A 22641-nucleotide genomic window follows, 5' to 3' on the forward strand; every position below is an offset into this window, starting at 1 on the left:
TTGCTATTTTGCAAACGGGCTCTGAGCGGCCATCGCCCGCAACTGGGCCGATTCGATAATCTCAACGCCGCGATTGCCGCCAGAACGCGCAGCGGCCAGCAGCGCGCGGGCGACATCCTGCGCGGCAATCGACTTCCAGTTACCCGGCAGCAGGCGGAAAAGCGGTGCCAGCAATGATTCGTTAGCGCGCTTTTTCTCACGTTCGCCGAGCAGCATCGACGGGCGCGCCAGCGTCAACGATGGCCACTGCTGCGCGATAAGCGCCGCCTCCATCTCCCCTTTCACCCGGTTATAGAAAAAGGGCGAATGTGCATTAGCGCCCATTGAACTCACCACCAGCAACTGTCTGGCGCCCAGCCGCTGGCCGGTTAACGCCGTGTCCACCACCAGCGTGTAATCGGCCAGCACAAACGCCTCTTTGCTGCCCGCTTCGCGCCGCGTGGTGCCCAGGCAGCAGAAGACCGTATCAACCGGTTCGGTGACCTGCGCCAGCGCATCGCTGAGTTGCGGATCATGCGGATTAATGACGCCTTCGGCACTTTGCAGTGGGCGACGCGTTGGCGCAAAGATGGCGTCGACGCCCGGTTCCGCCATCAGCAACCGCAGCAGATGCCCACCCACTAAACCGGTCGCACCGGTGATTAATACCCGTTCCATCCTTTCCCCTTTACAGACGAATCTGCCTTGCAATGTCAGCCTCGTGAACCAGGCTTACGGTTACTGGTGAGTTACAGTATGGATAACTCCCTTTCTGAAGCCAAAACAACGGAGGAAGTATGAGCAAGAAAATAGCGGTCTTGATCACCGACGAGTTTGAAGATTCAGAATTCACCTCTCCGGCAGAAGCGTATCGCAAGGCCGGGCATGAGGTTGTGACGATTGAGAAAGAGGCCGGAAAAACCGTCACCGGCAAACAGGGCGAGGCAAAAGTTAAGATCGATAAAGCCATTGATGAGGTGAGCCCGGATGAATTTGACGCCCTGCTGTTACCCGGCGGCCACTCCCCTGACTCCCTGCGCGGCGACGATCGCTTTGTCACCTTTACCCGCGAGTTTGTTAACTCCGGTAAACCGGTATTCGCCATCTGCCATGGCCCACAGCTGCTGATCAGCGCTGATGTTATTCGCGGTCGCAAGCTGACGGCGGTGAAACCGATTGTGATTGATGTGAAAAACGCGGGTGCGGAGTTCTTCGACCAGGAAGTGGTAATCGATAAAGATCAGCTGGTCACCAGCCGTACGCCTGACGACTTACCGGCATTTAACCGCGAAGCGCTGCGTCTACTCGGTGCCTGAGTCGCGTAACCAGTGAAATTTTTTGCCAAACCCCAGCGTGTTGTCGGTGAATTTGATTTCGCGAAGGCGAATCTCCCACATCGGGGCTGACAGCGCGCGGGCTATCGGAAAGCGTCGGTTGTAGCGTTCGCGCAGCACCGCGCTTTCCGCCTCTTCCAGCCGTTTTATCTCACCGGAAAACTGTACGCCGCGAATCAAGGCAACGCTTTTCGGCTGCCCGTTAACCGTACCGGCAACCTTAGACTGTACGCCTGTCATCTGCGCATGGCGCGTTTTATCTTCGCTCAGCACATAGAAGGCGACGGCCTGCGGATCGTAGATATAAAACGCATTGGCGCACCAGAGTTCGCCCTCTTTTGCCACGCACCAGGTCACGACATGCTGCTTTGCCAGCCAGCGGTTAATCGCCGCAAGGGACTCCATTTTTTCTCCTTCTCATGCTATTTTTCGCCCACCTTAACACAGCGAAGATTGCCATGACGCCCTGGTTTCTCTATCTCATCCGCACGCGCGACAACCTGCTCTACACCGGTATTACCACCGATGTTGCACGGCGTTTTACGCAGCATCAAACGGGAAAGGGAGCAAAAGCGTTGCGCGGTAAGGGTGCGCTGGAACTGGTCTTTTCGGCGCAGGTTGGTGAGCGTTCGCTGGCGCTACGCCTTGAGTACCGCATTAAGCAGTTGACCAAGCACCAGAAAGAGCGCCTCGTTGCCGGAGAGGGCATCTTCGAGGCGCTACGGGAAACGCTACTGACGTCAGCGGTTAAAAGCGATTGAAGTGATCGCTGTACTCCACCAGACCACTGACGCCATTGAAGGCGTCGTCAGCAAGGCGATGTACCAGGAATGCGGCTTCGCTTTGCGACCAGGCGCAGCGTAAATCGTACTGCGAGGCGCGCTCAAAGCCCAAACGCTGGTAGAAATCGGCATCACCCAGCGTTACCGCAGCGGCGTAGCCAAATTCGTTGAGGGAATCCAGCCCTTCATAGACGAGCTGGCGGGCGATGCCCTGACCACGGTAGGCTTCATCTACCGCCAGCGGCGCAAGCGCGACCCACTGTAACTCCTCACCTGCGACAGCGACCGGGCTAAATGCCACATAGCCCACTACCTGCCCTTCATCGTCCGTGGCAACGCATCCCAGCGTGATCAACCCGTCTTCACGCAGATCGTGCACCAGTGACGCTTCAGCCTCGCCGTTAAAACTGCGGCGCAGCAGGGCATCAATACCGGGTGCATCAATGGGAATTTCAACTCTAATCAGCATGGCTCACCTACAGAAGGTTGTGTCGTTGCAGGCGGCGCTTTCAGGCCCGCCTCAACAAAATCCGCCAGCTGTAGCAGCATCACCCGCAGGGGTTTTGGCATCTGCTCCAGCTCAATGGCGTCCATCAGGTTTTTAACATACAGCCCCAGTTCCGTGTCCCCTTCAATAAGCAGGCGACGCTGGAAGAAAAGCGTATCCGGATCCTGTTTTCGCGCGGCAATCATCAGTAAATCGCTGGCATCGGCGCTAAAGCTGACATCCGCGTCGGCAGATTCACGTACGATCATCTGCCCATCCTCAACAGAGGTATACCACGTCAGGCCAATATCACGTACCTGAATACTTAACCAGCGCCCTTCGAGAAACTCAAGCTCACCATCCGCCAGCGCCTGTTGGAATTGCCAGCGCAGCACTTGCTCAAGTACCTGACGTTTAAGCACAAACGGCGTCAGCTTCACCGGAAAAGCAAGCAGTGACGGGCCAAGATGAACAAGCTGTGAGCGCAATTTTTCCAACACGACGATGACTCCCTGAAGTGATAATGCGGGCTATTTTGCCACAATCAGCAATGTGCATAACGGCGCACATCAACAATTACGGAATAAATGGGCAACGATTATTGCCGTCATCAATACGCATTTAACTGCCTCAAATCAAAAATTGTCGCTGACAGGTTAACTAGAATCCCAGTTCATTAACAATTCAGTGACCCTTCGGGGTACGCCCGGGCCACTGCGCCCCTGATTGCAGGAAAGACTATGGAGTTGCTCTGCCCTGCCGGGAACCTACCGGCACTGAAAGCGGCCATCGAAAACGGTGCCGATGCGGTGTATATCGGCCTGAAAGATGACACGAACGCCCGCCATTTTGCCGGACTCAACTTTACCGAGAAGAAGCTGCAGGAAGCGGTCAGTTTCGTCCATCAGCACCGCCGCAAGCTGCATATTGCTATCAACACCTTTGCGCACCCGGATGGCTATCAGCGCTGGGAGCGTGCGGTGGATATGGCGGCGCAGATTGGTGCCGATGCGCTGATTCTTGCCGACATCGCAATGCTGGAGTATGCCGCCGCGCGCTATCCGCACATCGAGCGCCACGTCTCCGTACAGGCCTCGGCGACCAACGAAGAGGCGATCCGCTTCTATCACCGTCACTTTGATGTCGCCCGCGTGGTGCTGCCGCGCGTACTCTCCATTCATCAGGTCAAACAGCTTGCCCGCGTGACGCCGGTGCCGCTGGAAGTGTTTGCCTTCGGCAGCTTGTGCATCATGGCCGAAGGGCGCTGCTACCTCTCCTCTTACCTGACCGGCGAGTCGCCGAATACCGTTGGTGCCTGCTCTCCGGCGCGCTTTGTGCGCTGGCAGCAGACGCCGCAGGGGCTGGAATCGCGCCTCAACGATGTGCTGATCGATCGCTATCAGGAGGGGGAAAACGCCGGTTACCCGACGCTGTGTAAAGGGCGCTATCGGGTGGATGGCGAGCGCTACCACGCGCTGGAGGAGCCGACCAGCCTCAATACGCTTGAGCTGCTGCCGGATCTGCTTGCGGCAAATATCGCCTCGGTGAAGATTGAAGGACGCCAGCGCAGCCCGGCATATGTCAGCCAGGTGGCAAAGGTGTGGCGACAGGCGATCGATCGCTGCATTGCCTCCCCGCAGGATTTTGTGCCGCAACCGGCGTGGATGGAGACACTCGGTGCCATGTCAGAAGGCACCCAGACCACCCTCGGCGCATATCACCGTAAATGGCAGTAGGTAAACCATGAAATATTCATTAGGGCCGGTGCTTTACTACTGGTCAAAAGAGACGCTTGAGGAGTTTTATCAGCAGGCGGCAAACAGCCGCGCTGATGTGGTCTATCTCGGCGAAGCGGTGTGCAGCAAACGCCGCGCCACCAAAGTGGGCGACTGGCTGGCGATGGCGAAAGCGCTGGCCGACAGCGGCAAACAGGTGGTGATTTCGACGCTGGCGCTGGTGCAGGCTTCATCGGAACTCAACGAACTGAAGCGCTATGTCGATAACGGCGAGTTTCTGCTGGAGGCGAGCGATCTCGGGGTGGTGAATCTGTGCGCCGAGCGCAAGCTGCCATTTGTCGCCGGGCATGCCCTCAACTGCTATAACGCCGTTACCTTGCGCTTGTTGCTGAAACAGGGGATGGTGCGCTGGTGCATGCCGGTGGAGCTCTCCCGCGACTGGCTGGTAAACCTGCTCGATCAGTGCGACACGCTCGGTATTCGCCAGCAGTTTGAAGTCGAAGTGTTGAGCTACGGCCATCTGCCTCTCGCCTACTCTGCCCGCTGCTTTACCGCGCGCTCGGAGAATCGAGCAAAAGATGAGTGCGAAACCTGCTGCATTAAATACCCGACCGGGCGCAGCATGCGTTCCCAGGAGGATCAGCAGGTCTTCGTGCTCAACGGCATTCAGACCATGAGCGGTTATGTCTACAACCTCGGTAATGAGCTGACCTCGATGCAGGGGCTGGTCGATGTGGTACGGCTCTCGCCGATGGGGAGTGAAACCTTCACCATGCTGGAGGCGTTTAAAGCGAATGAAACCGGTAGCGCGCCGCTGCCGCTCGCGTCGAACAGCGAGTGCAATGGTTACTGGCGCAGGCTGCCGGGGCTGATGCTCGAGGCGTAAAAGGCTCACTTTGTTAACAGCAATCGCCGCCCGTTCATGCAGTATGAAAGTTGCAGCTTTTCTGGCCTGACGCGGCTCCTTGCGCCAGGCTGGAAGAAGACCTTCAATCTGATGACGATGCTGTAGCAAAGTGAGTGTTTATGTCTGAGAAAACCGTTGCGTTTTCGGTGCTGGATTTAGCGCCGATTCCACAAAACTCAAGCGCGCGTGACGCGTTTACCCATTCCCTCGATCTGGCGAAGCTGGCGGAGAAGCGCGGTTACGATCGCTTCTGGCTGGCGGAGCACCACAACATGACCGGGATCGCCAGCGCGGCGACGTCTGTATTGATCGGTTACCTGGCAGCGAATACGCAAACCCTGCGTCTCGGCTCTGGCGGCGTGATGCTGCCGAACCACGCTCCGCTGGTGATTGCCGAGCAGTTCGGTACGCTGAATACGCTCTATCCGGGACGTATCGATCTCGGGCTTGGCCGCGCGCCGGGCAGCGATCAGCGCACGATGATGGCGCTGCGCCGCCATATGAGCGGCGATGTTGATAATTTCCCGCGCGATGTGAGGGAGCTGGTCGACTGGTTTGACGCCAACGATCCGAACCCGCACGTGCGCCCGGTGCCGGGTTACGGTGAGAAGATCCCGGTGTGGCTGTTAGGCTCCAGCCTTTACAGTGCGCAGCTTGCCGCCCAATTGGGTCTGCCGTTTGCCTTCGCCTCACACTTTGCGCCGGATATGCTGTTCCAGGCGCTGCATCTCTATCGCACCCAGTTCAAACCCTCCGCGCGGCTGGAAAAACCCTATGCGATGGTGTGTATCAATATTGTCGCCGCCGATAGCAACCGCGATGCGGAGTATCTCTTTACCTCGATGCAGCAGGCGTTTGTGAAGCTGCGCCGTGGTGAGACGAGCCAGCTTCCGCCGCCGATTGAGAATATGGATCACTTCTGGTCGCCGTCTGAAAAGTATGGCGTGCAGCAGGCGCTGAGCATGTCGCTGGTGGGTGATAAAGCGAAAGTGCGCCACGGTCTTGAATCGATCCTGCGGGAAACCCAGGCGGATGAGATTATGGTTAACGGGCAGATTTTCGATCACCAGGCGCGGCTGCACTCGTTTGAGCTGGCGATGCAGGTGAAAGAGGCGTTGTTCGGTTAGAACGTTGCCTGGCTTGTGTGCCGGATGGCGCTGACGCTTATCCGGCCTACGGGGATCGTGCGGTGTTTATGCCGGATGGCGCTGCGCTTATCCGGCCTACGGGATCGTGCGGTCTTTATGCCGGATGGTGCTGCGCTTATCCGGCCTACGGGATCGTGCGGTGTTTATGCCAGATGGTGATGCGCTTATCCGGCCTACATAATTGTGCAGGCCGGGTTAGATTAGTGATAGACCGGCAGCAGGTTAAAGCTCGATAACAGATGCACCACCGCGTTGCCTGCGCCGAAAAGCAGGATCAAAACAATCATCGGTTTACCGCCCCAGACGCGAAACGCCGGGCTGCCGAAGCGTTTACGTGAAGCATTCGCCAGCAGCGCTGGCACAATCGCTGCCCAGATCGTGGCGGCTAAACCCGCATAACCAATGGCGTATAAAAAGCCGTTCGGCCACAGCAGCCCCCCAATAATCGGCGGCAGGAATGTCAGCAGCGCGGTCTTAAAACGCCCCAGCGGCGCGTCGTCAAACTTAAAGAGATCCGCCAGGTAATCGAACAGCCCGAGCGTCACGCCGAGGAAAGAGCTGGCAACGGCAAAGTTAGAGAAGATAACCAGCAGCAGATCGAGGCTGCGGCTGTTCAGCACGCCGCTCAACGCCTGCACCAGCACATCGATATTGCCGCCTTTAGCCGCGATATCGATAAACGCCGGACGGGCAATATTCCCCATCGTCACCAGTAACCAAATCACATACAGCCCGAGCGCCAGCAGCGTACCGTAGACCAGGCAGCGGGTAATCACGCGCGGATCCTTGCCGTAATATTTCATCAGGCTCGGCACGTTGCCGTGGTAGCCGAAGGAGGCGAGACAGAACGGCAACGTCATCAGCAGGTAGGGCGTGTAAGAGGCGCCGCTCTGCGCCACGTTAAACAGCGTTGCCGGCTGCACATGCCCGAGCAGGCTGCCGAAGGTGAGGAAAAAAGTGATCACTTTTGCGCCCAGCACAATCGCCGTCATGCGGCTGACTGCGTGGGTTGAGAGCCAGACGATAAACGCTACCAGCAGCGCAAACCCCAGCCCTGCCAGCCGTGGCGGAACATCCAGCGACATTTCAGCAAAGGTGTGGTGCAGGATCGAGCCGCTCGCCGAGATGTAGGCGTAGGTCAGGATGTAGAGCACAAAGGCGATAGAGAGGCCGTTGATCAGGTTCCACCCTTTGCCCAGCAGATCTTTGGTGATGGTGTCGAAGCTCGCGCCGCTGCGGTAGTTGAGGTTGGCCTCAAGTATCATCAGGCCCGAGTGCAGCATGCAGAACCAGGTAAACACCAGTGCCAGAAGCGACCAGAAGAACCACGCGCCGGACATGACCACCGGCAGGGAAAACATGCCTGCGCCAATAATTGTGCCGCCGATAATCACCACTCCGCCGAACAGCGAAGGGGAAGCCTGGGTGGTTGTCAGTGTCGACATCTGAAACGTTCTCCTGTAATGGCGCTATGCCGAAAGTAAAGCCGATGCATTGTACCAGTACAGGAGTACATTGCGGATAAAAAAGCCCCAATCTTTTCGATCGGGGCTGTATCTATTACTTTACGTTTGAAGCGTAAGGTTTACGCGTCACGACGACGGGTTGTGCCTTCTTCGCGGCGCGGGCCACGATTTTCACGACGTTCACCGCCGAAACGGCCTGCACCAGCAGGTGCTGCACCATCACGACGCGGACCGCGGCCACCTTCACGACGCTCGCCGCCGCCGAAGCTACGACGCTCACCGCCGCCAGGACGGCGTTCGCTGCGCTCACGCGGCTGTGCATCGCCCAGCAGTTGCATATTCATCGGTTTGTTGAGAATACGCGTGCGGGTAAAGTGCTGCAGAACCTCGCCCGGCATGCCTTTCGGCAGCTCAATGGTGGAGTGAGAACCGAACAGCTTGATGTTGCCGATGTAGCGGCTGCTGATGTCGCCTTCGTTGGCGATTGCACCAACGATATGACGAACTTCGACACCGTCATCACGGCCCACTTCAATACGGTACAGTTCCATATCACCAACATCGCGACGCTCACGACGCGGACGGTCTTCACCGGCACGTTCGGTACGCGGACCACGGTCATTGCGGTCGTTACGATCGCCGCGGCGTTCGAAACGCTCATCACGCTCGCGGAACTCACGCTTAGGACGCATCGGTGCATCCGGCGGCAGGATCAGCGGACGTTCGCCCTGTGCCATTTTCAGCAGTGCGGCAGCCAGCGTTTCGATATCCATCTCTTCTTCAGAAGAGGGCTGGATTTTCGCCAGCAGCGCACGGTACTGGTCCAGATCGCTGCTTTCCAGCTGCTGCTGTACTTTCGCGGCGAATTTTTCCAGACGGCGTGTGCCCAGCAGTTCTGCGTTCGGCAGCTCTACTTCCGGAATGGTCAGCTTCATCGTACGTTCGATGTTGCGCAGCAGACGACGCTCGCGGTTCTCAACGAACAGCAGAGCGCGGCCAGCACGACCCGCACGACCGGTACGGCCGATACGGTGAACGTAAGACTCGGAGTCCATCGGGATGTCATAGTTAACAACCAGGCTGATGCGCTCAACGTCCAGACCACGGGCCGCAACGTCGGTTGCAATCAGGATGTCCAGACGACCATCTTTCAGACGCTCCAGAGTCTGCTCACGCAGGGCCTGGTTCATGTCACCGTTCAGCGCGGCGCTGTTGTAACCGTTGCGCTCCAGCGCTTCAGCCACTTCCAGGGTCGCGTTTTTGGTGCGCACGAAGATGATCGCTGCATCAAAATCTTCTGCTTCAAGGAAGCGAACCAGCGCTTCGTTTTTACGCATGCCGTAGACAGACCAGTAGCTCTGGCTGATGTCCGGGCGAGTTGTCACGCTGGACTGAATGCGCACTTCCTGCGGCTCTTTCATAAAGCGGCGGGTAATGCGACGAATCGCTTCCGGCATGGTGGCGGAGAACAGAGCGGTCTGATGACCTTCCGGGATCTGCGCCATGATAGTTTCTACGTCTTCGATAAAGCCCATGCGCAGCATTTCGTCGGCTTCATCCAGCACCAGACCGCTCAATTTGGAGAGGTCCAGGGTGCCGCGTTTCAGGTGATCCAGCAGACGTCCCGGCGTACCGACAACGATCTGCGGGCCCTGACGCAGGGCGCGTAATTGCACGTCATAACGCTGGCCGCCATAAAGAGCAACCACGTTCACGCCATGCATGTGTTTAGAGAAATCGGTCATCGCTTCAGCTACCTGAACCGCCAGTTCGCGGGTCGGAGCAAGCACGAGGATCTGCGGCGCACGCAGGTCCGGATCGATGTTATGAAGCAGCGGAAGAGAAAACGCTGCGGTTTTCCCGCTACCAGTCTGGGCCATGCCCAGCACGTCACGACCGTTCAGCAGGTGCGGAATGCACTCAGCCTGGATCGGAGATGGTTTTTCGTAACCGAGATCGTTAAGGGCTTCAAGGATAGGAGCCTTCAGGCCCAGATCTGCAAAAGTGGTTTCGAATTCAGCCATGTAGTACAAGTGCCTCTATGTCATTGGCGGCCAGTCTACATAACTCATCGTGAAAATATTTGGCAATTTTCATTGAAAAGTGTGAACCGGCTCAAAGTAGGTGTATTGACGAACAACAACGCCCTCACCAGTTAAGGTGATGGCAATCAAAAAAGATTACGGGCTGATGTTTATGTCGTCAGCTATTGCTGGTCCGATTCTGCCAGGTCGTCTTGCTCCTGGCCCAAGAGCGATAATTCCAACAATGCATAACGGTGCTCAACGAAGTTGTGGACGTTGTTAGCAACCGCTAATTTGAACAGTGCCGTAGCGCTGTCCTTATCCCCCAGACTTAGGTAGTACTTACCTAAATAGAAGTTGGTTTCACTGAGATGCTCAGCGAGCGAGGTGTTATCCGTTGCGTCCGCCTTCAGGCGATCCATTAGCTCAGATTCGCTAATGTCACCGAGGTAGAACTCGACAATATTCCATCCCCATTGTTCCTTGTCCGATTTTTCGAAGCGCTGTTTCAGTGCTTCTTTCGCCTTGTGCTCATCGAGCTTCCGCTCAACGATGTAAAGCCACAGGCTACGGAAAGGATCATTAGGATCGTCTTGATAAAACGCCAGCAGATCATCTTGCGCTAACTTATCACGACCGCCATAGTGCAGAGCGATGCCGCGGTTTAAGTGCGCGTAGTTGTAAGTTGGATCAAGCTCAAGTACAGAATCAAACGCTTCATAGGCAGCATCAAAATTGCCTGCCTGCGTTAAATAAATGCCTAAGTAATTGAATACTTCAGGCATATCGGGTCGGATGGCCAGCGCTTGTGAAAAATCATTCCGCGCCAACGCCCTCAAACCAAGACTATCATACAATACTCCGCGCTCATATAAAAGCTGTGCGCGTTCATCATCGGATAAAGCCCGACTGGCAAGAATTTGTTCCATGCGTGCCAGAATCACTTCTTGCTGCAAAGTCGGTTGCAATGGCACCGCGAGGACTTCGCTCTTACGCCAGGCAGAGTTGCTGCATCCTGCCAGCGTTAGAGCTGTCGCAACGAAACACCAGCGCAAAAAAGGCTTCATTTCCTACTCCCGAAGACAACAATTGGATGAACGTCCTGTCCCCCGGCTGCAAACATGGCGTCCTGCCTGAGAATACGCCCTCCGCCTGCGCGGAGGGCAAAGGCAAACCTTACTCGCCCAGTTCTGCTTGCGGCGCTTCTGACGCTTCAACAGGCTGAGTTTGTTCAGTTGCTTCTTTAATGCTTAGACGAATACGGCCCTGGCGGTCAACTTCCAGAACTTTCACCGGTACTTCCTGACCCATCTGCAGGTAGTCGGTCACTTTCTCTACGCGCTTATCGGCGATCTGAGAAATGTGCACCAGGCCCTCTTTACCGCCACCGATGGCAACAAACGCACCAAAGTCGACGATACGGGTGACTTTACCGTTGTAGATACGGCCCACTTCGATCTCAGCGGTGATCTCTTCGATACGACGAATCGCGAATTTCGCTTTGTCGCCGTCGGTTGCCGCGATTTTCACGGTACCGTCATCTTCGATTTCGATGGTCGTGCCGGTCTCTTCGGTCAGGGCACGGATAACGGAGCCGCCTTTACCGATAACGTCTTTGATCTTGTCCGGGTTGATCTTGATGGTGTGGATACGCGGCGCGAACTCAGAGATATCGCCACGCGGCGCGTTAATCGCCTGCTCCATCACGCCGAGGATATGCAGACGTGCACCTTTCGCCTGGTTCAGCGCAACCTGCATGATCTCTTTGGTGATGCCTTCGATTTTGATATCCATCTGCAGCGCAGAGATACCGTCGCGGGAACCGGCCACTTTAAAGTCCATGTCGCCCAGGTGATCTTCATCGCCGAGGATGTCAGACAGAACGACAAAGTTTTCGCCCTCTTTCACCAGGCCCATTGCGATACCGGCAACAGCGGCTTTCACCGGTACGCCTGCATCCATCAGTGCCAGCGATGCGCCGCACACGGAAGCCATGGAAGAGGAACCGTTGGATTCGGTGATTTCAGAAACCACACGCACGGTGTACGGGAATTTATCAGCTTCCGGCATAACAGCCAGCACGCCGCGTTTCGCCAGACGACCGTGACCAATTTCACGACGCTTCGGCGAACCGACCATACCGGTCTCACCTACGGAGTACGGAGGGAAGTTGTAGTGGAACAGGAAGCTGTCAGTGCGCTCGCCCATCAGTTCGTCGATGTTCTGCGCGTCACGTGCGGTACCCAGGGTTGCTGTTACCAGCGCCTGCGTTTCACCACGGGTAAAGAGTGCGGAGCCGTGAGTACGCGGCAGAACGCCGGTACGAACGTCCAGACCACGAATCATATCTTTTTCACGGCCATCGATACGCGGTTCGCCTGCCAGTACGCGGCTACGAACAACGTTTTTCTCGATAGCGTGCAGGATTTCGCCCAGCTCGTTAGCGTCCAGGGACTCATCTTCTGCAACCAGCGTCGCGATGGTTTCAGATTTGATCACGTCAACCTGAGCGTAACGCTCCTGTTTGTCGGTGATGCGGTAAGCATCGCTCAGACGGGATTCTGCCAGCGCTGCAACGCGCGCGTTCAGCGCTTCGTTGACCGCTTCCGGCTGCCAGTCCCAGCGCGGTTTACCCGCTTCTTTCACCAGATCGTTGATGTTCTGGATAACAATCTGCTGCTGCTCGTGGCCATAAACCACCGCGCCCAGCATCTGATCTTCGCTCAGCAGTTCTGCTTCGGATTCAACCATCAGCACAGCTGCTTCGGTACCGGCAACAACCAGATCCAGTTTGCTGGATTTCAGCTCTTCCTGAGTCGGGTTCAGCACATACTGGTCGTTGATGTAACCAACGCGCGCGGCACCGATCGGGCCGTTGAACGGAATACCAGAGAGAGAAAGTGCAGCAGAAGCACCAATCATCGCCACGATATCCGGGTTAACCTGCGGGTTAACGGAAACCACGGTCGCGATAACCTGGACTTCGTTGACGAAACCTTCCGGGAACAGCGGGCGAACCGGGCGGTCAATCAGACGCGCGATCAGGGTTTCGCCTTCGCTTGGACGGCCTTCACGACGGAAGAAGCCACCCGGGATTTTACCGGCAGCGTAAGTACGCTCCTGGTAGTTAACGGTCAGTGGGAAGAAGTCCTGACCTGGTTTTGCTTTTTTCTGGCCAACAACGGTAACGAATACCGCGGTGTCGTCCATGCTTACCATCACGGCAGCGGTTGCCTGACGGGCCATCATGCCGGTTTCCAGCGTGACGGTGTGTTGACCATATTGGAATTTACGAATGATCGGATTCAGCAAAATTCTATCCTTTCTTAATGAACATCAGCACACCCAGGGCGTGCTGATAATTAAACCGGACCTTCTTGCATCCTCGCGACTAATGACAACCTTAACCCGCCCATTACGGATAAAGCCTCTCATTAGCCGCGCGAACCTCTGCAATGAAGATCATACCTGGCAACAATACATCAGTTTAGTGCCAATTGCTGCCGCCTGGTTGAAAAAAGGGGCCGTAAAGGCCCCTTCTTGAAACTCGCCAGACTTAGCGACGCAGACCCAGACGCTCGATCAGCGCGGTGTAGCGTGCAACGTCTTTACGTTTCAGATAGTCGAGCAGTTTACGACGCTGAGAAACCATACGCAGCAGACCACGACGGCTGTGGTGATCTTTCTTGTGCTCTGCAAAGTGACCCTGCAGGTGGTTAATCTGAGCAGTCAGCAGTGCAACCTGAACTTCGGTAGAACCGCTGTCGTTAGAACCACGACCAAACTCGGAAACGATTTTTGCTTTAGCTTCAACGCTTAGAGACATTTTCAACTCCAGTGATATAAGAATGACAGGGTGCCGATCTCTAATTCAGCTCCCCCAGGTTTAACGCCGGGTATGTTAAATACATAGCCCGGCGTTAAGCGGCAATATTCTACTCGTAGTCGGGCATTCCCGCAAGGTAAGCCCGTCAGTCAGCAGGATACTCAACAACCAGACGACGCGGCGCAACTCGCCCCTGCTCATCAATTTCGCCCATGCCGATAAACTTGCCCTCTTCGCCTTCCGTCACGCGAACCAGCCCTTCGGCCGGCGTAGTGGAAGCGCGCACCGGTTGGCCGTTTTTGAAATAGGCAGCAACCACGGTAGGGATGTTTACAACAGGGAAATCGGACGCCGGGCTATCCATCGGCATCAACAGCGGATCGAGCAGCTCTGCCGCAGGAACATCCTGCTGCTCGGCCTGCTGGACTAACGCCTGCAACTGCTCAAGCGTAACCATCCGCTCAATCGGATAGCGGCTGACCGCCAGACGACGCAAATAGATAACATGCGCGCCACAGCCCAGCTTTTCGCCCAGATCGTCAATGATGGTGCGAATGTACGTCCCTTTTGAGCAGTGGATTTCCAGCTCCAGCTCATCCCCTTCATGGCGGATAAACAGCAGTTCATACACGGTTATGGGGCGCGCTTCACGCGGCACTTCAATGCCCTGACGCGCATACTCGTAAAGCTTCTTACCCTGGTATTTCAGAGCCGAGTACATCGAAGGGATTTGCTGCGTGTTACCGCGAAAGCTCTCCAGTGCGCTCGCCAGTTCTGCGGCGGTAAAGGTCACCGGGCGCTCTTCAACGACCTGGCCATCGGCATCCGATGTATCAGTGCGTTGGCCAAGGCGGGCAATTACCCGGTAGCGCTTATCGGAATCCAGCAGATACTGAGAAAATTTTGTCGCCTCACCGAGGCAGATCGGCAGCATGCCGGTTGCCAGCGGATCCAGCGCGCCGGTGTGACCCGCACGGTTGGCGTTATAGAGGCGTTTTACTTTCTGCAGGACATCATTGCTTGATGCGCCCTGCTGCTTATCCAGCAGCAGTACGCCATGCACGTCGCGACCGCGACGACGAGGACGACTCATCAGTCCTCCTTGCTGTCGTCCGGGTTCACACGACGTTCATCATCGTGCTTCACCACGCTGGTGACCAGGTTGGACATGCGCATCCCTTCAACCAGCGAGTTGTCGTAGAAGAATGTCAGTTCCGGCACGATACGCAGACGCATCGCTTTCCCCAGCAGGGAGCGGATAAAACCGGAAGCGTCGTGCAGGGCTTTAATGCCCGCTTTGATCGACTCTTCATCTTTGTCATTCAGGAAAGTCACGAACACTTTGGCATACGCCAGATCGCGGGAGACTTCGACACCGGATACGGTGGTCATCATGCCCAGGCGCGGATCTTTGATTTCACGCTGCAGGATAGTAGCAATCTCTTTTTGCAACTCCTGAGCGACGCGCTGCGGGCGACCAAATTCTTTCGCCATATTACTTCTCCAGACTAAAAAGGGGCCGTAGCCCCTTTAGATATCTCTTGCCGGGTGGCGCTTCGCTCCCGGCCTACGTTGCGCTAATGCGTCGATTATTCGATAGAGCGCTTAATTTCGATAATTTCGAAGACTTCGATCATATCGCCGGTACGTACGTCATTGTAGTTCTTAACGCCGATACCACACTCCATGCCGTTACGGACTTCGTTAACGTCATCTTTGAAGCGGCGCAGGGATTCCAGCTCGCCTTCATAGATAACCACGTTGTCGCGCAGGACGCGGATCGGGTTGTGACGTTTGACGACGCCTTCGGTAACCATACAGCCAGCAACCGCGCCGAATTTCGGCGATTTGAACACATCGCGCACTTCAGCCAGACCGATGATCTGCTGTTTCAGCTCAGGTGAGAGCATACCGCTCATCGCCGCTTTCACTTCGTCGATCAGGTTATAGATGACGGAGTAGTAACGCAGATCCAGACCTTCCGATTCGATCACGCGACGCGCAGAGGCATCGGCACGAACGTTGAAGCCAACCAGGATAGCGTTAGACGCAGCTGCAAGCGTGGCGTCGGTTTCGGTGATACCACCTACGCCAGAGCCAACAATCTTCACTTTCACTTCTTCAGTAGAGAGTTTCAGCAGCGAGTCGGAGATAGCTTCCACAGAGCCCTGAACGTCAGCTTTCAGCACGATGTTCACTTCGTGCACTTCGCCTTCGGTCATGTTGGCAAACATGTTCTCCAGCTTAGATTTCTGCTGGCGAGCCAGTTTAACTTCGCGGAATTTGCCCTGACGATAGAGCGCAACTTCACGCGCTTTCTTCTCGTCACGTACCACGGTGGCTTCATCACCCGCCGCCGGAACACCGGAGAGGCCAAGGATTTCTACCGGAATGGACGGACCCGCTTCGGTCACTTCACGACCCAGCTCGTCACGCATCGCACGGACACGGCCATATTCGAAGCCGCAGAGTACGATGTCGCCTTTATGCAGCGTACCTTCACGCACCAGGACGGAAGCTACCGGACCACGACCTTTATCAAGGAAGGATTCGATAACAACACCGCTCGCCATGCCGTTACGGACAGCGTGCAGTTCCAGAACTTCGGCCTGCAGCAGGATTGCATCCAGCAGGTCGTCGATACCGGTACCGGCTTTCGCGGAGACGTGTACGAACTGGCTTTCGCCGCCCCACTCTTCCGGAATGATCCCGTACTGAGAGAGTTCGTTTTTAACGCGATCCGGATCGGCTTCCGGCTTATCGATTTTGTTCACTGCAACAACTACCGGCACTTTCGCCGCTTTCGCGTGCTGAATAGCTTCGATAGTCTGCGGCATCACGCCATCGTCTGCTGCAACAACCAGAACAACGATATCCGTTGCCTGAGCACCACGGGCACGCATTGCGGTAAACGCGGCGTGGCCTGGGGTATCCAGGAAGGTGATCATGCCGTTGTCGGTTTCAACGTGGTAAGCACCGATGTGCTGGGTAATGCCGCCCGCTTCAGCGGATGCCACTTTCGTTGAACGTATGTAGTCCAGCAGTGAGGTTTTACCGTGGTCAACGTGACCCATGATGGTCACGACCGGCGCGCGTGGTTCAACCGCAGCACCTGTGTCACGGTCGCTCATTACCGCTTCTTCCAGCTCGTTTTCACGACGCAGGATAACTTTGTGGCCCATCTCTTCCGCAACCAGCTGTGCGGTTTCCTGGTCGATGACCTGGTTGATGGTTGCCATCGCGCCCAGTTTCATCATCGCTTTGATGACCTGAGAGCCTTTAACTGCCATTTTGTTAGCCAGCTCGCCGACGGTCAGGGTTTCACCGATCACAACGTCACGGTTAACGGCCTGGGCCGGTTTGTTGAAGCCCTGCTGCAGTGCAGAGCCTTTACGCTGACGGCCGCCTTTACCACCGCGAACCGCGGCGCGCGCTTCTTCACGGTCAGCTTTGCTTTCAGAGTGCTTGTTGCCTTTCTTCGGACGCGGGGCTTTAGCGGTACGGGTACGGCTACGGCCACCTTCGACTTCACGATCGTTATCATCTTCAGCCTGACGTGCATGCTGGGAGGTGGTGACGTGATAATCGCCGGTCGTCTCTTCTTCTTCGCCTGGCGTTGCCGTCCAGGTTGCTTCGTTCTGTTCTGCCATTCGACGGGCTTCTTCCGCTACGCGACGTGCATTTTCTTCCAGTTTACGACGAGCCTCTTCTTCCGCTTTACGCTTAAGTTCCTGCGCTTCGGATTCACGACGGGCTTTTTCCGTCTGGGCTGCCCTGGTCACTTCGTCAGTTTGATGGTTGCTCACTTTGCTATTTTCCGCAGCTTCGCGTTTCGTGCTTTCGGCATTTTCACGTTTAGCTTTTTCTTCAGCTTCACGTTTCAGACGCACTTCGGCTTCACGCTTGGCTTTTTCCTCGGCTTCTCGCTCAGCGGCTTCCTCTGCTTCACGACGGGCCTTCTCCTCCGCTTCACGCATCGCCTCTTCTTCCGCAGCGAGACGTTCAGCCTCTTGTGGATCGCGTTTTACAAAGGTGCGCTTTTTACGGACTTCGATCTGCACCGATTTACTTTTCCCACCGGTGCCCTGAATATTTAATGTGCTGCGCGTTTTGCGCTGCAACGTCAGCTTATCAGGCGCAGAACCGTGTTCACGGTTCAGATGCGCTAACAGCGTCTGTTTTTCCTGCGCCGTCACTGAATCATCAGCAGACTTGCGGATCCCTGCATCAGCAAATTGCTGTACCAGGCGGTCCACAGAGGTTTGAATCTCAGCGGCCAGCGTTTTTACGGTTACATCTGTCATGCTGTTCCTTCCTGCTACAGTTTATTACGCTTCGTCACCAAACCAGCAAATATTACGCGCGGCCATGATGAGCTCACCGGCTTTGTCGGCAGTTAACCCTTCGATATCGCTCAGGTCATCCACACCTTGCTCGGCGAGGTCTTCCAGCGTACAAACACCACGAGCAGCCAGTTTGAAAGCCAGTGCACGATCCAGACCGTCCAGGTTCAGCAGGTCTTCAGCCGGTTCTTTATTCCCCAGGCTTTCTTCCTGCGCCAGCGCCAGAGTAGTCAGTGCGCTTTTCGCACGATCACGCAGCGCTTCGACGGTGTCTTCATCCAGGCCATCGATTTCCAGCAGCTCTTTGATTGGCACATAGGCCAGTTCTTCCAGCGTTGAGAAACCCTCTTCGACCAGAACAGTGGCGAAATCTTCGTCAATGTCCAGATAACGGGTGAAGGTATCAATCGCTGCGTGAGCCTCAGCCTGATGCTTGGACTGCAGATCTTCAAGGGTCATAACGTTGAGTTCCCAGCCGCTCAGCTGAGACGCGAGACGCACGTTCTGACCGTTACGGCCAATCGCCTGCGCCAGGTTGCCCGCTTCAACAGCGATATCCATGGTGTGCTTATCTTCATCCACCACGATAGAAGCAACATCAGCCGGTGCCATTGCGTTGATAACGAACTGGGCCGGGTTGTCGTCCCACAGTACGATATCGATACGTTCGCCGCCGAGTTCGGTAGAAACGGCCTGAACGCGGGCACCACGCATACCAACGCATGCCCCAACCGGGTCAATACGCTTGTCGTTGGTTTTCACCGCAATTTTGGCGCGAGAACCCGGATCGCGGGCTGCGGCTTTAATCTCGATAACTTCTTCGCCGATTTCTGGTACTTCAATACGGAACAGTTCAATCAGCATTTCCGGCTTGGAACGCGTAACGAACAGCTGCGCACCGCGCGCTTCTGGGCGCACTGCGTACAGCACGCCGCGAATGCGGTCGCCCGGACGGAAGTTTTCACGCGGCAGCATATCTTCGCGCAGGATCACGGCTTCAGCGTTGCTGCCCAGATCCAGCGTGATGTTGTCGCGGTTCACTTTTTTCACCACGCCGGTGATGATTTCACCTTCGTGTTCGCGGAACTGATCGACAACCATTGCGCGCTCTGCTTCACGTACTTTCTGTACGATAACCTGCTTCGCGGTTTGGGTGGTGATGCGGTCAAACGTCACGGATTCAATCTGATCTTCAACGTAATCGTCGAGGTTCAGGCTCTCATCTTCGTAACGTGCCGCTTCGAGAGTGATTTCACGCGTCGGCTGCGTCACTTCTTCAACGATTAGCCAGCGACGGAATGTGTCGAAATCACCGCTTTTACGATCGATGCTTACACGCACATCAATCTCTTGCTCATATTTTTTCTTGGTTGCTGTAGCCAGAGCACTTTCCAGCGCTTCAAAGATTTTTTCACGCGGAAGCGACTTTTCGTTAGAAACAGCTTCAACAACAGCCAAAATTTCTTTGTTCATTGGGGGCCTTTCACCTCAATCCAGACTGTTAAAAGTGGGGGACCAGGTTCGCTTTTTGAATATTGCTCAAGGCGAACACTTCATCTTTACCTTCGACCGTAACGGTGATCATTTCGCCATCGACATCTTTAATGATGCCCTGCCACTTACGACGGTTCTGCACCGCCATCCGCAGCACCAGCGAAACTTCGTCGCCCTTAAAGCGCGCGTAGTGCTCAGCCGTAAACAAAGGTCGCTCAAGACCTGGTGAGGAAACTTCCAGGTTATACGCAACGGTAATGGGATCTTCGACATCCAGTACCGCACTGACCTGGTGGCTGACATCAGCGCAATCATCAACATTGATGCCATCTTCACTATCAATATAGATGCGCAGCGTAGATGTGCGACCACGCACAAATTCGATACCGACCAGTTCGTAGCCCAGTGCTTCAACCGGCGCCGTAATCATCTCTGTTAATTTTTGCTCTAATGTGGACAAGTCCACCCCCAAGACATAAAAAAAGGGCATATAGCCCAGTTATTTCGTACTCAGATAACAAAAAACCCCGATAAATCGGGGCTTTAAATAACTGAACCCTATAGCCGCAACTGCGGCCTGGATAACCTTCCGGAAGAACTCTTTTCAAATCCCGCTAAAGAAGGCGTTAAGTCTTCACAGTATATTTGAAAAAGAACACTAAGGGAAAGTGGTTGCGGGGGCCGGATTTGAACCGACGACCTTCGGGTTATGAGCCCGACGAGCTACCAGGCTGCTCCACCCCGCGCCTGAAACGTGGCAAATTTTACTCGATTGAGCGTCAACTTGCAAATAATGCTGGGATTTGGTACCGAAGACGGGACGTAAAACCGGCTTGCAGTATATTGAAAAACATCGCGTTGTGTCAACCGCTCATCTATAGCATCACGTGCTCCGCCGTTGTTGCATATTATTAAGAGAGTTTTTATGCACAGATGCCGCTTTTTCTTTCAGTTATACAATGAAAATTGCGCTTCTCTCTTCCGGTCCGCGCCAAAAGATGATTAAATGAAAACTCATTTATTTTGCATAACCATTCACTAAAGATGTAAGAATGAGTGGTACAAATAGCGTGGCGTGGCTGTTAAGTCTCTCACCATCAGTCTATCAAGCAGGGATTTTTTTATGACAACGATTCTCAAGCATCTTCCCGCAGGTCAACGTATTGGTATTGCTTTTTCAGGCGGTCTGGACACCAGCGCAGCGCTGCTGTGGATGCGTCAGAAAGGCGCAGTTCCTTATGCATATACTGCCAACCTGGGCCAGCCTGACGAGGATGACTATGAGGCGATCCCGCGTCGCGCGAAAGAGTACGGTGCAGAAAATGCTCGCCTGATCGATTGTCGTAAACAGCTGGTCGCTGAGGGCATCGCGGCTATTCAGTGCGGGGCGTTCCATAATACCACCGGCGGTTTAACCTATTTCAATACCACCCCACTCGGTCGTGCGGTAACCGGCACCATGCTGGTTGCGGCCATGAAAGAGGATGGTGTCAATATCTGGGGTGACGGCAGCACCTATAAAGGCAACGATATCGAACGTTTCTATCGTTATGGCCTGCTGACCAATGCCGAGCTGAAGATCTACAAACCATGGCTCGATACTGACTTTATCGACGAGCTTGGCGGCCGTCAGGAAATGTCCGAATTCATGACCGCGTCGGGCTTCGATTACAAAATGTCGGCCGAAAAAGCCTACTCGACGGACTCCAATATGCTGGGTGCCACCCACGAAGCGAAGGATCTCGAGTTCCTCAACTCCAGCGTCAAAATCGTTAACCCGATTATGGGCGTGAAATTCTGGGATGAGAGCGTGAAGATCCCGGCCGAGGAAGTTACCGTACGTTTTGAACAGGGCCACCCTGTTGCGCTGAATGGCAAAACCTTCAGCGACGATGTCGAACTGATGATGGAAGCCAACCGTATTGGTGGCCGTCACGGTCTGGGCATGAGCGATCAGATCGAAAACCGTATCATTGAAGCGAAAAGCCGCGGCATCTATGAAGCCCCGGGGATGGCGCTGCTGCATATCGCTTACGAACGTCTGCTGACCGGCATTCATAACGAAGACACCATTGAGCAGTATCATGCGCATGGTCGTCAGCTTGGACGCCTGCTCTATCAGGGCCGCTGGTTCGATCCGCAAGCGCTGATGCTGCGTGATGCTCTGCAACGTTGGGTGGCAAGTGCTATTACTGGCGAAGTGACGCTCGAGCTGCGTCGCGGGAATGACTACTCAATCCTCAATACGGTTTCCGACAATCTGACCTACCAGGCAGAGCGTCTGACCATGGAGAAAGGCGACTCGGTATTCTCGCCGGACGATCGTATTGGTCAGTTGACGATGCGTAACCTCGACATCACCGATACTCGCGCCAAGCTCTTCAACTATGTACAGACTGGCCTGATCTCCACCACCGCAGGTAATGGCCTGCCGCAGGTTGAAAACTTGGAGCACAGCGATAAGAAATAATCGCCGCCACTGAAATACAAAAAGCGCCTGCGGGCGCTTTTTTATTGTCGGTTGAGTAGCCAAACCATTCAGGCACACAAACGACAGACGAAAAAAAAGACATCTTTCGATGTCTTTCTTTCGGAATGTTGGTACCGAGGACGGGACTTGAACCCGTAAGCCCTATTGGGCACTACCACCTCAAGGTAGCGTGTCTACCAATTCCACCACCTCGGCACGACTTACTTCTTCACAACTTACTGCGGGATATCGCTGGTCGGCTTCGCCGGCGCTGCTGGCTGAGTCTGTTCACTCTTGGCCGGTGCGCTCAGGTTTTCCCACTCGCTTCCCTTATTGGTTTTATTGCTGTTAATGTTGCCCAGCACAAGGCTAATAATAAAGAACAGTGTTGCCAGCACAGCAGTTGCACGAGTCATGAAGTTACCAGAACCACTTGAACCGAACAGCGTACCGGACGCGCCAGCGCCAAAGGAGGCTCCCATGTCAGCGCCTTTACCTTGCTGCAGCATAATCAGAGCTACAAGAGCCAGAGCCACAATAAGGAAAACTACTAAAAGAGCTTCGTACATAATCAACCTGTTCCTTGCGGGGTTGCCGCAGCCAATGCTTCAAACCAATAACGCGGGATGTTTCATGCTTTCCCAC

General features: G+C 55.2%; 22 protein-coding genes and 2 tRNA genes. 6 read left to right on the forward strand and 18 right to left on the reverse strand.

The features are described 5' to 3' along the window. Window positions 1-3: 3 nt before the first annotated feature. Entirely contained in the window at window positions 4-657 is a 654-nt protein-coding gene (locus BWI95_RS07165) for an NAD(P)H-binding protein (RefSeq protein ID WP_054802983.1), read from the reverse strand. 119 nt (window positions 658-776) lie between these two features. Between BWI95_RS07165 and BWI95_RS07170 the strand changes: the two genes are divergently transcribed. Then, a complete protein-coding gene (locus BWI95_RS07170; RefSeq protein WP_054802982.1) occupies window positions 777-1295 on the forward strand; it encodes a type 1 glutamine amidotransferase domain-containing protein in 519 nt (172 codons plus the stop codon). Here the strand turns inward: BWI95_RS07170 and BWI95_RS07175 are convergent. Then, window positions 1281-1718, reverse strand: coding sequence for a YhbP family protein (locus BWI95_RS07175; RefSeq protein ID WP_076769243.1), 438 nt, complete (start codon window positions 1716-1718; stop codon window positions 1281-1283). The two genes, BWI95_RS07170 and BWI95_RS07175, sit on opposite strands and share 15 nt — an antisense overlap. A gap of 14 nt (window positions 1719-1732) precedes the next feature. Between BWI95_RS07175 and BWI95_RS07180 the strand changes: the two genes are divergently transcribed. After that, window positions 1733-2074 (forward strand): GIY-YIG nuclease family protein, encoded by a 342-nt coding sequence (locus BWI95_RS07180; protein WP_076769244.1) that lies wholly within the window; start codon window positions 1733-1735, stop codon window positions 2072-2074. Here the strand turns inward: BWI95_RS07180 and BWI95_RS07185 are convergent. Both BWI95_RS07185 and ubiT read right to left on the reverse strand, forming a co-directional pair. Next, window positions 2061-2564, reverse strand: coding sequence for a GNAT family N-acetyltransferase (locus tag BWI95_RS07185; RefSeq protein WP_076769245.1), 504 nt, complete (start codon window positions 2562-2564; stop codon window positions 2061-2063). The two genes, BWI95_RS07180 and BWI95_RS07185, sit on opposite strands and share 14 nt — an antisense overlap. Further along, window positions 2558-3082 (reverse strand): ubiquinone anaerobic biosynthesis accessory factor UbiT, encoded by a 525-nt coding sequence (gene ubiT / locus BWI95_RS07190; RefSeq protein ID WP_076769246.1) that lies wholly within the window; start codon window positions 3080-3082, stop codon window positions 2558-2560. The genes BWI95_RS07185 and ubiT overlap by 7 nt, the downstream gene beginning before the upstream one ends. Before the next feature lie 240 nt (window positions 3083-3322). Between ubiT and ubiU the strand changes: the two genes are divergently transcribed. From ubiU to BWI95_RS07205, 3 genes are all read left to right on the forward strand, one after another. After that, window positions 3323-4318 carry a ubiquinone anaerobic biosynthesis protein UbiU gene (gene ubiU, locus BWI95_RS07195; RefSeq protein ID WP_054802981.1) on the forward strand — a complete coding sequence of 332 codons (996 nt, stop codon included), beginning with the start codon at window positions 3323-3325 and terminating at the stop codon, window positions 4316-4318. 7 nt (window positions 4319-4325) lie between these two features. Then, window positions 4326-5204, forward strand: a complete 879-nt coding sequence (locus BWI95_RS07200; protein WP_054802980.1) for a U32 family peptidase — start codon at window positions 4326-4328, stop codon at window positions 5202-5204. A gap of 140 nt (window positions 5205-5344) precedes the next feature. Beyond that, a complete protein-coding gene (locus tag BWI95_RS07205; RefSeq protein WP_054802979.1) occupies window positions 5345-6352 on the forward strand; it encodes a luciferase-like monooxygenase in 1008 nt (335 codons plus the stop codon). Between the two features lie 221 nt (window positions 6353-6573). Here BWI95_RS07205 and mtr read toward each other — a convergent pair whose 3' ends face one another. From mtr to BWI95_RS07260, 12 genes are all read right to left on the reverse strand, one after another. Continuing rightward, the gene (gene mtr / locus BWI95_RS07210; RefSeq protein WP_076769247.1) at window positions 6574-7818 is read right to left on the reverse strand and encodes a tryptophan permease; all 1245 of its coding nucleotides are present in this window, start codon (window positions 7816-7818) and stop codon (window positions 6574-6576) included. A gap of 140 nt (window positions 7819-7958) precedes the next feature. Next, window positions 7959-9863 (reverse strand): DEAD/DEAH family ATP-dependent RNA helicase, encoded by a 1905-nt coding sequence (locus BWI95_RS07215; protein ID WP_076769248.1) that lies wholly within the window; start codon window positions 9861-9863, stop codon window positions 7959-7961. Beyond that, window positions 9856-9936 carry a protein YrbN gene (yrbN, locus tag BWI95_RS24005; protein ID WP_124971232.1) on the reverse strand — a complete coding sequence of 27 codons (81 nt, stop codon included), beginning with the start codon at window positions 9934-9936 and terminating at the stop codon, window positions 9856-9858. Before yrbN ends, BWI95_RS07215 begins: the two co-directional genes overlap by 8 nt. Before the next feature lie 109 nt (window positions 9937-10045). Then, window positions 10046-10930, reverse strand: a complete 885-nt coding sequence (gene nlpI, locus BWI95_RS07220) for a lipoprotein NlpI (protein ID WP_023481039.1) — start codon at window positions 10928-10930, stop codon at window positions 10046-10048. A gap of 109 nt (window positions 10931-11039) precedes the next feature. Beyond that, window positions 11040-13175: a polyribonucleotide nucleotidyltransferase gene (gene pnp / locus BWI95_RS07225; protein WP_076769249.1), complete on the reverse strand. Its 2136-nt coding sequence runs from the start codon at window positions 13173-13175 to the stop codon at window positions 11040-11042. Window positions 13176-13419: 244 nt separating this feature from the next. Further along, window positions 13420-13689, reverse strand: coding sequence for a 30S ribosomal protein S15 (gene rpsO / locus BWI95_RS07230; RefSeq protein ID WP_017457357.1), 270 nt, complete (start codon window positions 13687-13689; stop codon window positions 13420-13422). 145 nt (window positions 13690-13834) lie between these two features. Next, window positions 13835-14782 (reverse strand): tRNA pseudouridine(55) synthase TruB, encoded by a 948-nt coding sequence (gene truB, locus BWI95_RS07235; RefSeq protein WP_076769250.1) that lies wholly within the window; start codon window positions 14780-14782, stop codon window positions 13835-13837. Continuing rightward, window positions 14782-15183 carry a 30S ribosome-binding factor RbfA gene (gene rbfA, locus BWI95_RS07240; protein ID WP_023480926.1) on the reverse strand — a complete coding sequence of 134 codons (402 nt, stop codon included), beginning with the start codon at window positions 15181-15183 and terminating at the stop codon, window positions 14782-14784. The genes truB and rbfA overlap by 1 nt, the downstream gene beginning before the upstream one ends. A 95-nt stretch (window positions 15184-15278) precedes the next feature. Next, window positions 15279-17993, reverse strand: a complete 2715-nt coding sequence (infB, locus tag BWI95_RS07245; protein WP_076769251.1) for a translation initiation factor IF-2 — start codon at window positions 17991-17993, stop codon at window positions 15279-15281. 24 nt (window positions 17994-18017) lie between these two features. Further along, the gene (gene nusA / locus BWI95_RS07250; protein WP_076769252.1) at window positions 18018-19505 is read right to left on the reverse strand and encodes a transcription termination factor NusA; all 1488 of its coding nucleotides are present in this window, start codon (window positions 19503-19505) and stop codon (window positions 18018-18020) included. A gap of 28 nt (window positions 19506-19533) precedes the next feature. Beyond that, window positions 19534-19986, reverse strand: coding sequence for a ribosome maturation factor RimP (gene rimP / locus BWI95_RS07255; RefSeq protein WP_017457352.1), 453 nt, complete (start codon window positions 19984-19986; stop codon window positions 19534-19536). 209 nt (window positions 19987-20195) lie between these two features. Beyond that, window positions 20196-20272 (reverse strand) — tRNA-Met (locus BWI95_RS07260). 377 nt (window positions 20273-20649) lie between these two features. Here BWI95_RS07260 and argG point away from each other — a divergent pair. Further along, window positions 20650-21996 (forward strand): argininosuccinate synthase, encoded by a 1347-nt coding sequence (argG, locus tag BWI95_RS07265; protein WP_023481007.1) that lies wholly within the window; start codon window positions 20650-20652, stop codon window positions 21994-21996. Between the two features lie 129 nt (window positions 21997-22125). Here the strand turns inward: argG and BWI95_RS07270 are convergent. Further along, window positions 22126-22212: transfer RNA gene (locus tag BWI95_RS07270), tRNA-Leu, on the reverse strand. Window positions 22213-22232: 20 nt separating this feature from the next. Further along, window positions 22233-22565, reverse strand: a complete 333-nt coding sequence (gene secG, locus BWI95_RS07275) for a preprotein translocase subunit SecG (RefSeq protein WP_054802976.1) — start codon at window positions 22563-22565, stop codon at window positions 22233-22235. Window positions 22566-22641 lie beyond the last annotated feature (76 nt).

It is taken from the genome of Kosakonia cowanii JCM 10956 = DSM 18146 (assembly GCF_001975225.1).
GTDB lineage: Bacteria > Pseudomonadota > Gammaproteobacteria > Enterobacterales > Enterobacteriaceae > Kosakonia > Kosakonia cowanii.